Origin of the sequence: Anaeromassilibacillus sp. D41t1_190614_C2, from assembly GCF_015558525.1 — a bacterium.
Taxonomy (GTDB): domain Bacteria; phylum Bacillota; class Clostridia; order Oscillospirales; family Acutalibacteraceae; genus Anaeromassilibacillus; species Anaeromassilibacillus stercoravium.
Window position 1 is genome coordinate 17055 of sequence record NZ_JADMOD010000025.1, and the last position, 10022, is coordinate 27076.

Genomic DNA, 10022 nt, shown 5'->3' on the forward strand with positions numbered 1-10022 from the left:
CAGAGAAAATTTCGTTTTTCGATATAAAACCGGCATTCTCTTTTCTATAAATCCTTATATACCTTCTAAAAACACGTTGCTTTTTAACTTTGTAATTCCCTGAAAAATCATATTCTAAATACAGGCCCGTATCCTGAAAAGGACCAGAACACAGCGCAGAAAAAGCCCCAATCCCGGGAGTTCCCAGGGTTGGGGCCTTACTGTTATCGGGAAGAATCCTTCCTTTTTATTTTCGATTAGCCAATCGGGCACACAGTGCCTTTCGCGGACCTCCGGTCAGGACGCGCCTACGGCGGCAACCACGAAAGTAAACCGCAATTATGGCGTGTTTCGCTCCACAAGGGAGTGTCCTTTAGAAGCATTTATCCAATCGTCACTGTGCAGTGCTTTGTAGCATTCTGGCCCGGCAGGGTGGTGTAAACGCCCGTGCTCTGGCCCGGCGTGCCGGTGGCATAGACTCTGTAATAGTAGTCGTTGCCGACCTTCGCCACGAACTGCGTCTTCAGCACATCGCCATTGCCGACGGTAAAGCCCGGCGTCATGGCGTTGCCGTTGACCACCGTCATCTTGAAGCAGTATGCGCTGCCTCTCTTCAAGGTGAAGTTGACCGTCGTGTCGGAGACCACATACGCATTCGCTGCCACGCTCTGGCTTGCAGATACCACACCCGCTGCGCCGTATGCGTTGCCAACGTTTGCAGACGTGCTGCCGCTGTTCTTCGAGCTCGTGGAGGTGCTCTTCTCGACCAAGCCGTCGATGCTGTTCTCCAACGCCTCGACTGCGTCTGCAACCTCTTCTTCGGTCGCTTCTGCGTCGTTCAGCACTGCCTTCGCGGTGCTCAATGCGGCCTTCATCGTTGCTACGCTCTTTGCCGTGTACTTATTGGTATTGATTGCCTCAGCTTCCCCGATCAATGCTTCCAGCGCATCCTTATCCGGGATCAGGCGCAGGGCGGAGATCGCCGCTGCCAAATCTTCTGCTGCGGTATCCACCGCATCCTGCGTTGCGTTTGCATCTTCCAGCACGGTCTTTGCTTCGGCCAGGACGGTCTCAAAGCTCGTCCATGCGTCGTTCTGGATGTACTGGTCTGCATTTTCGACAATGCCGTCGCCCTTGAGGACCAGCGCTTCCAGCTCGCTGATGTCTGCGCGGTAGACCAAGCCATAGATGGCGTCATACAGCGCATCCACCGCTGCGGTGATGTCCGCTTCCAGGACTTCTTCATCGTCCAGCAGGTCTTCCGCTGCTGCATACGCTTCGTCCAGCGCTTTCAGGCTGTCCGGCGTAAACAGGTCGCGGTTGATGGAATCTGCGATCTCCATCGGGATCTCCAGCTGGCTCTTGTCGCCTGCGACAAAGCTCAGGTAGTGCAGCGCGTCGATCAAGTCGCTCCATGCGGTGTTGATCTCGTCCTGCGTTGCGGTCTTCTTGGCTTCGACGTCCTTCGCCGCCTGCAAGGCCGCTTCGTATTTCTCCTTTACGGACGGAACAGCCGCATCGGCCTCGTCCGCCCGGCCTTCTGCAATCTCGATGGCAGCGCGCAGGTTCTGTTTGTCAACGACCGTGAAGCCAAGCTCGATCGTGGTGTCCGCGTTCGGCATGGCCGCGCTGTAGACATATTCAGAAACGTCAAAGCTGTCTTCCGCGATGGCTTCGCCGTTCACGGTGACGCCTGCGATCTCACGGCCTTCCACTCTCGGTGCAAAGGCCAGGTTGAGCTCGGTGCCCGCCATCACGACGTCTTTATACGCGCCGATCAGGTTCGCGATCGTCTGGCTCTCGCCGTCGATGCTCAGCTCGACCGTGGTCGGGAAGGTGACCGTCAGCATATGCTCGCTGGGGACCTCCTGCTGATACTCTTCCGCCGGGATAACCTTCAGATCCTGCACTTGCAGGCCGGAATTGAAGTTGCGCAGGCCAATCATACCATAGCTGTATGCGTCGTCCTCTACGGTGTAGTATTCCTGGCCGTTCACAGAAACTGTGATCTGGTTGCCGATCGCCTTGACCTCAAAATCGTACCACTGGGACGGGTCGATCTGGAAGGAGTGGTCGTTCATAATGGGGCGCCAGCCATATTGGATGTCGCCAGTTTCCAGGCCGCTGGCTTCTTCGCCGGTTGTTGCCCTTGCATTGTAGTTGATGCCGGAAACATAACCGTACTGGTCGTCCTGTCCCACGTCAAAGTCGGAGCAGCGGAAGATATAGCCAGCGTTCGACTTCACATCCTGGCGAACGTCCAGTTTTACCTTCGCCTGGATCACATAGTCGTCCCATGTGGTGTAGCCGTCAACCATCTTTTTGCCCGCTCCGTCCTTCAACGTGAGGATGTTGTCCTGCACGGAGAAGTCGCCGCTGATGATGTTCCAGCCGTCCAGGCATCCGTCGGAGAAGTCCTCTTCATAGATGAACTGATCCTTGACCTGGACATTGTCGAAGGTGGCCGTGCCGCTCAAAACGGACAGGCCCGCCTTGCCGTTGCCAAATTCGTTAATCCTTGCAACGAGGATTGCTTCGTCGCTGCCGTCCACATAGACGCGGACGGTGTTGTTGACGACTCTCGCTTTGAGGTTGTAAACAGTATCCGCCGCGACCTCCATGCTGGCCTCTTCGAGGACGTTCTCGACGCCGCTCATGGAGCGGATCACCTGGATCGTATCAGCCGCTTCGTCCAGCGCCACATAGTAGCCGGAGACGCGCTCCTTCTGGACGCCTGCGCGAACCGCCAGGCCCGCCTTGCCGCCCTCTGCCACGGAAACGTCCGCGGAGAGCTCGTAATCAGTCCAGCCGGCGTTGCCGACCAGCGCGGTTGCTTCTGCGGAAGCGGTGATCGCGCCGCCGTCCAGCTCCCACGCTTCGCCGGTAGAGGTCCATTCTGCAATGCTGCCGTTCTCAAAGTCCGCTTCGTAGCGCGGGGCAGTGGAAACGACCACATTGTCAAAGGTACCCTTGCAGCGGAAGCCTCTCAGCGCCACGCTGCCGCTGGGATACGTGCCGTCGTATACATCGACTCTCGGCTCGGTCTCGTCGTCGAGATAGACGCGGATTCTCGAACCGATCGCTACCACGCGCAGGCGGTGGGTTTCACCGACCGCGACCGGTGCGTCCACCTTGGCCAGCTCGGTCCAGCCGTTGTGCATCCGGCCAACCTGGATATAGCCTTCGCCCAGCCCAGCATAGTAGCCGTCTGCGCCGTCTACATTCTCCAGATAGTTGCTGCCGCGGACGATCAGGCCCATGTTGCCGTTGGTGCCCGGGTTGACCTCGGTCAGCGTGATGTCCGCCTCTGCAACCAGGTCGGTGGACTCGGTGTTGTTGATGATTGCCTTGTTACCCCAATCCGCCTCCATATAGAGGTTGTTGTTCTCGTTGGAGCCGTTCCAAACGCCATCGGATTTTTCGGAATCGTTCGGGCGGTTCTTATCGCCTCTCATGAGAGTATAGCGCTCGCCAAAGGTCTTTTCAACGTTAAAGGAATCGGCAAACTGCACATCCGCCTGCACATCGCCGGAGGAAAGCACATCGTAGCTTTCCGGGGCGACCGTCAGGGTGCCGCCGATTGCCTGCGCAATGCCGGAGAAGCCGCTGTAGTCATACAAATCGATGACCGGGACCGGGTTGTTGTTCGCATAGACCGTGATGTGGTCGTCGAAGAACGTCGCCTTCACGCAGGAGGCGTCCGCATCCGCTGTTGCGAGCACGGTGCCGTCCACCTTGGACAGGGTGACTTCGCCGTTTTCCGCCACATCGACCTTGTAGCCGGTGTTCGTTTCTGCGTTGTAGCGGGCATAGAAGCTGCCTTCGCTCTCCACGCTGTAGTTGTCGCTCTCCATGGTGACCGTCTCGCCGGTGATGTCCGCCGGGTTGAGGATGACCATCGGGTTGACCGCATAGCGGCCGTTGTTCTCATTGTAGATGCGCAGGCCGTTTGCATGCTCTGCGTCTTCCTTTACCGAATACGAAACGGTGAAGGTACTGTCCTGTGCCAGCTCTTCCTTGAGGGTTTCCAGCACGGAATCTGGGATGTCGAGGTTGACCAGATAGCCGTAGTTGCCGGCGCTGGAACCGTTGCCCTCGCCGGGCGTCAGGGTCAGGGTGCCGCGGATGTCTCTCGGGTTGTCCGGGAGGTAAACCGTGCCGACCTCATGGCCGTTGATGGAAACGGTCATGTCGGAGGGCCGCTCGCTGCCCACCGTCGTCTGGGAGAAAGCGGAATTGTCGATGCCGTGGTTGATGGACGCATCCTTCAAAGAGGAGGCTTCCACGATCACGCGCATGCTGTTCAGGACGTCCGCACCGATGCCCTCGGGCAGGGTGTAGGAATAGGTGATCGCGCCAACGCCGTTTTGGATGGTGTTGGAGTCCGCCGCAGCCTGGCGAAGGACGGCGCTGTCCTCAGTGAGGATGCTGACCGGGGCGGTGTCCTTGCCGTTGGTGACGATCACGTTGACAAAGTTCTTTGCGATCTTCTCGCCGTTGTTTTCAATCCAAACCGTGAACGTGCCCACGCACTTCTGGCTCGGCAGGGAGAAGGAGATGTCGTGCTGTTCGCGGGTATACGGCGCAAAGTCCATCGGGACCTCGCCGCTCTTGCCCGTGGTGATGTAGTTGCCATAGATGTCGGTCGCGTCAAAACGCCATTTGAGGACCGGGTTCTCCAGCGTCTCGCCGGACCAGTTCATCGCGACGACCGGGGCCGTATACTGGCTGCCGGGCGCTGCTTTGAGGGCCGGGTCGATGTCCACGCCGACGTAATTCGGCTGGTTCAGGTCGATGATGCTCATGTCCCCGCCATAGGCGACGTCTTCATAGCCGAAGATCTTGTCGCGGCGGTCATACGTCAAAACGCCGTTGCGCTCGTACTCGATGTCGTACGGCTCCGTATAGACATAGCCGTTCAGCTTCTCATACTGGCGCTGGATGTCGGTCTGATACTTGAAGCACCAGGAGACGTCATAGTCGCCGTCGAATGCAGCCACGCCGCCGAATTCGCTGTTCAGCCAGGGCTCGCTTTCCTGGCGGAAGCCGCCCCAGAAGTTATTGGCCGAACCCGGATAGGTGTTGCGCTCGCGGTCTGCGACCGTGTTCTTGGAACCCTGGTACCCCTTCGGATACATATGGAAGGTGTTGAGGTCGGTCGGCTGGATATGGTCGTTGTTGCACGGGCTCATATCTTCCACCAACAGGTGCGGGTTGATCTCTTTGGTCTTATAGTACAGATGCTGGATCCATTCGTTGGTCGTCATGCCGTCGCTGGCTTTCTGGCCGTTGTGGTCGATGCCCCACGTCTCATTGAAGAGCATCACGGCGATGACGGACGGATGGTTGTAATCGCGGTTGAGCATGTTTTCCAATGCATACTCGTATACGGCGCGGCCCGGCGTTTCGCCGCCGTTGCTCTTGGCATTCATATACGTCGCATGCGGCATATCCTGCCAGACAAACATGCCCAGGCGGTCCGCCCAGTAATATTGCAGCGGGTCTTCAATCTTGAGGTGCTTGCGGATCATATTGAAACCGCGGTCGCGCATGGCTTTGATGTCGTATTTCAGCGCTTCCTCGCTGGGGGCGGTGTAGACGCCCTCTTCCCAGAAGCCCTGGTCCAGCAAACCGGAGAGGAAGACCGGCTCGTTGTTGACATAGATGTACTCGTAGTCCCTGCCGTCGTACTTTTCGGTGCTGACCTTGCGCTGGCCAAAATACGTGGAGACGTTGTCCAGCTCGGTCTCGCCGTCGAGCAGGCGGATGGTGCCCTCATAGAGGTTCGGGGAATCGTAGTTCCACAGTTTCTGATTTTCGATGGCGATGGGCTCCAGGGAAACCACATTTTCACCGGCCTTCAGGGTGATCTCCTGCGTGCCGCTGATGGTGGAACCGGTCTCGATGTTTTCGCCCTTTTCATCGTCCCACAGGACGCTCTGGAAGTCGTATGCGACGGTGACGGCCTTGTCCGCATCGCTCTGGACCTTCAGGTCGAACTGGACGGTGGAGTTGTCGATATCCGGATTCGCGTGCGCATAATCCATGTAGGTGCTGCTGCGGCCCTCCAGATAGACGGTCTGCCAGATGCCGCTGGTGTGGGTATAGCCGCACGGGGCGTTGTGGCCCTGCTTGCCGACCAGCGCCGGGTATTCATCCTTGCCATAGGAGGCCTCATCGTTGACCTCCAGGGTGATCTTGTTGTCGCCTGCCTGGACATAATCGGTGATGTTAAACTCAAACGGGGTGTAGCCGCCCTCGTGGTCGCCGACCTTCTCGCCGTTGACATACAGCGTGCAGAACCAATCGACCGCACCAAACTTCAGGAAGATCTGCTCGCCTTCGGTGAACCAGGAGTCGTCCAGGTTGAGGTTGCGTTCATACCACGCGGTGCCGAGATAGGAGCCGTCCTCAATGCCGCTGGCCGGGGATTCCCACGGGAACGGGACATTGATTTTGAGGGCATAATCTCGATTTTCATACCACGCTTCGTCTTCGCCCACCTTATCGGGGTCAAATTCGAAGTCCCAAACGCCGTTGAGGTTCATCCACTTGTCGCGCTTCCAGTCCGGGCGCGGATGCTCGCTGCGGGCGATCTCGCTGCCGGAAGAGGACGTGACCAGGATGTATTCATCCGCGTTTTGGATGTACATATCCTGCTTCAGCTGGATGCGGTATGCGCCGGGGTTTACGGTCTCCGGGACGCCGAGCACCAGCTCGGTATCGCTCACCGAAACCGTCTCCATGACGGCCTGCGGTTCCAGGGAAGAACCGCCCAGCGTCACCAGTTCCGCGGCGACGCCTTCGGCGAAATTCGCACCGGTCAGGGTGATGGTGCCGCCCAGCCCTTGGTCCTTATCCAACTGGGCATTGTCGGTATTCACGTCGTCCACAATCGGGCCGGCGAAGTCCGCCGGGAGATAAAATGCGGAAGCCGGGATTTCCGTCTTTTCCATGCCCTGGTCGTTCGACCAGCGCACATACACATGGGAACCGCCCGTCGCCTCGAACCAGTCCATCTTGAAATCATAGGCCTGGCCCTCTTCCAGATGGATCGGGGCGCTCTTCTGCTCGATGTCCCACTGGTTGACCCACCAGTCGATGATGGGGGTTTCCATATCTCCTACGTACAAACGTGCGCCGTTGTCCGAGTAGAAATAGAAGGTGTACTCGCCCGTAGCCGGGGCCACGAGGCGGCCTGTCCAGCGCGCGCCCGCCCAATCGCTGGCGCCGGTGCGCTTGCTGAGCATGCTCTCCGTATCGCTAAATGCGATATTCGGGTCCACATAAATCCCCTTTAAGGTCGTGTACGGATAGCCGCTTGTATCCTGGACTAGGTAATATTCGCCCTGCAATCCATGGTGCGTAAGCGGCCCGTCTCCTTTTGGCGCAGCAGACGCGGCTGGCGCCAGCATGGTAAACACCATCGCCAAGGAGAGGATGAGACTAAATAGCCGTTTTTTCATAAGCTCCTCCTTCGTAATTTCCCGCCGTTCCAGACAGATGTCGCTACAAACGGGTGGCAAATGAATTCTGCACCGCCCGCAGAAAGCTTTCAACCGGCGGTAAAAATTGAACCTATTTTGGCGGTGATCCTCCTGCATACCCCCTTCGCCGCAACCGCCAGCCGGCAAATAGTTTGTTGATAACAAAATTCTACACCGGATATTGCTGGAAGTATTTGTAATTTTTTAACCGTTTGGTTCAATTTTTTAAGGTTTATTCCTTAAAATTTTAGCGCAATATGCGCGAATCTGGCCCTTTCTCTGGCAGGCCAGAGAGTCCCTATTCACAGCGCAGCCAATCGTTCCCTCCTATGTGGAACCTTTTCCCGAGGCATATGGCTGATAAAAAGCATCAAAAAAGCGCTTGACAAAATGGGGCAAGAACGCTATGCTGAACATCGTTCACGGTGAGGTGAGGCTATGAATACCGTAGTAACATCAAAAGAAGAAATCCTAAAAAACAGCCGGGTACTGATTCAACAACAAGGTTGGTCGGCGGTGAGTATCCGTTCCGTGGCTGCGGCCTGTGGCGTATCGGTAGGCTCCATCTACAACTATTTTGATTCCAAAGCAGACCTGATGGGCGCCACGATCGAAAGTGTCTGGCGGGAGATTTTTCATCAGCAGGAAGATATGGCAAAATTGGAAGACACACAGGCGTGTATCCGATGGATCTATGAGCGAATGCAATATGGTTGTAAAAAATATCCTGGCTTTTTCGCACTTCACCCGCTTGGTCTTATGCATGAGGAAAAATCAAAAGGAAAACAACGGATGCAGCAGGCATGGGGGCACATTCTAGACGGCTTCTGTTCCGTGGTAAAACAGGATTCCAAGATCCGCCCGGACGCCTTTGACGGCCGGTTTACGGCAGAGAAGTTTGCCGGGATTCTTTTTTCACTGATCGTATCCGCGATGTTGCGTGAGGATTTCGATTCCTCGGCCGTTTTGGAAGTTGTCCGTAGGACACTCTATTAAAATGCCCCATCTTAAAATGGGAGGGGATTACCGTCCTCAAAATGAACGATGTTCAGAATTCAGTAGGGACGATCTACGATGAAAGCCAAGCGAAACACCCTGTTCCGGCTGCAATTACGGCAAAGCCGTTTTGACGAAAACAAAACGAACCTATAAAGGAGAGTAACCCATGCAAGCGATTGTAGAAACTGGATTTGACGCGATCTATCTCATCTTGGTAATCACCATTGGCATCCGGATGATCCGCGGGTGCAAGGGGAACAAACAGTACCGTTTATTTGGAATCATGGCGGTGGTCCTTGGCGCCGGGGATGCCTTTCATCTGATTCCCCGCGCCCTCGCCCTTTGTACCACCGGACTGGAAAACTACACCGTACCTCTGGGCCTCGGCAAGTGGATTACTTCCATCACCATGACAATTTTCTATGTCCTGCTTTATCATGTATGGCGAACGCGCTACCAGGTTACTGGGCGAAGCGGAATAACCGCCGCCGTTTATGGCCTGTCGGCCGCGCGGATCGTCCTGTGCATGATGCCGCAGAACCAGTGGTTGAGCGCGGAAGCCCCGCTTTCTTGGGGGATCTATCGCAACGTCCCCTTTGCGTTGTTAGGGCTGCTTATGATTGTGTTGTTTTACCAAAGCGCCAAAAAGCACAATGACCATGCGTTCCGCTGGATGTGGCTGACCATCGCACTTAGTTTTGGGTTTTATATTCCGGTGGTGCTTTGGAGCGACGTCATTCCTATGATTGGTATGCTGATGATCCCAAAGACCTGCGCCTATGTGTGGACCGTATGGATTGGATTCTTCGCCATGAAAAAGGATAACCAATCCGCAAAAAAATAAGATGCCGGCCGCTTCGCCCATTTGATTTTCTTGCCAAGAACGAGTATAATTAACCGAAAAAATATTTTCTATAGGAGGGCAACCATGAAGCATCTTTGCATGATTTTTCTCGCCAGCCTGACCATCTTTTTCGTTGGGTGCAGTTCGCGCCCGGCGGAACCCTCTTCTTCCGTCTCTCCATCGCTCTCCAGCACGATGCAGACGTCCAGCGTTGGGGAAGAAACCTGCTATTTAGTAAAAACAGAGGAAGATTTGCGCGCCATTGGAAGCGTTTACCCGCTTTCGGGGCATTATCGTTTAGAAAACGACATTTCCTTAACGCAGGAATGAACCCCCATCGGGAGTCCCTCCCATCCTTTTACGGGTAGCTTTGACGGGAATGGATATACCATCTCCCATCTGACGGTAACAAAAGAGGCCGAACACATGGGCTTTTTTGGAGCAAGCGACGGGGCAAACATTCAAAATATCCTTTTGAGCGACGTTGCGCTCCCGGAAACGGTATTTTTCCCCATCGTTTCTGAATCTGTTGACAGCGATATTGTCAATTGTTCGATTTCATACGCCTCCTGATTGGCACACAGTACCTTTTGCGGGCACACAGTGCCTTTCGCGCCTACGGCGGACGCACGGCGTCTTTTCGCGCCTACGGCGGGCACACAGTGCCTCTCTCGCCTACGGCGTTCCCTACGAAAGCAAACGGAAAAGAGTTT

General features: G+C 55.8%; 5 protein-coding genes. 4 read left to right on the forward strand and 1 reads right to left on the reverse strand.

The features are described 5' to 3' along the window. Positions 1-362: 362 nt before the first annotated feature. On the reverse strand, positions 363-7445 hold the full coding sequence (locus I2G69_RS13740) for a family 16 glycoside hydrolase (RefSeq protein ID WP_195560965.1): 7083 nt from the start codon (positions 7443-7445) through the stop codon (positions 363-365). A gap of 459 nt (positions 7446-7904) precedes the next feature. On the opposite strand from I2G69_RS13740, the gene I2G69_RS13745 reads away from it, so the two are divergent. The 4 genes from I2G69_RS13745 (at position 7905) to I2G69_RS13760 (ending at position 9882) form a co-directional block, all read left to right on the forward strand. Continuing rightward, on the forward strand, positions 7905-8462 hold the full coding sequence (locus tag I2G69_RS13745; protein ID WP_195560966.1) for a TetR/AcrR family transcriptional regulator: 558 nt from the start codon (positions 7905-7907) through the stop codon (positions 8460-8462). A 169-nt stretch (positions 8463-8631) separates the two neighbouring features. Then, positions 8632-9309 (forward strand): hypothetical protein, encoded by a 678-nt coding sequence (locus I2G69_RS13750; protein ID WP_195560967.1) that lies wholly within the window; start codon positions 8632-8634, stop codon positions 9307-9309. An 84-nt stretch (positions 9310-9393) separates the two neighbouring features. Continuing rightward, entirely contained in the window at positions 9394-9639 is a 246-nt protein-coding gene (locus I2G69_RS13755) for a hypothetical protein (RefSeq protein ID WP_195560968.1), read from the forward strand. A gap of 96 nt (positions 9640-9735) precedes the next feature. Next, the gene (locus I2G69_RS13760; protein ID WP_191406113.1) at positions 9736-9882 is read left to right on the forward strand and encodes a hypothetical protein; all 147 of its coding nucleotides are present in this window, start codon (positions 9736-9738) and stop codon (positions 9880-9882) included. Positions 9883-10022: the final 140 nt, after the last annotated feature.

Coding starts and splice junctions, on each gene's coding strand:
- I2G69_RS13760 (WP_191406113.1), top strand. CDS start 9,736: ATGGGCTTTTTTGGAGCAAGCGACGGGGCAAACATTCAAAATATCCTT.
- I2G69_RS13750 (WP_195560967.1), top strand. CDS start 8,632: ATGCAAGCGATTGTAGAAACTGGATTTGACGCGATCTATCTCATCTTG.
- I2G69_RS13745 (WP_195560966.1), top strand. CDS start 7,905: ATGAATACCGTAGTAACATCAAAAGAAGAAATCCTAAAAAACAGCCGG.
- I2G69_RS13740 (WP_195560965.1), bottom strand. CDS start 7,445: ATGAAAAAACGGCTATTTAGTCTCATCCTCTCCTTGGCGATGGTGTTT.
- I2G69_RS13755 (WP_195560968.1), top strand. CDS start 9,394: ATGAAGCATCTTTGCATGATTTTTCTCGCCAGCCTGACCATCTTTTTC.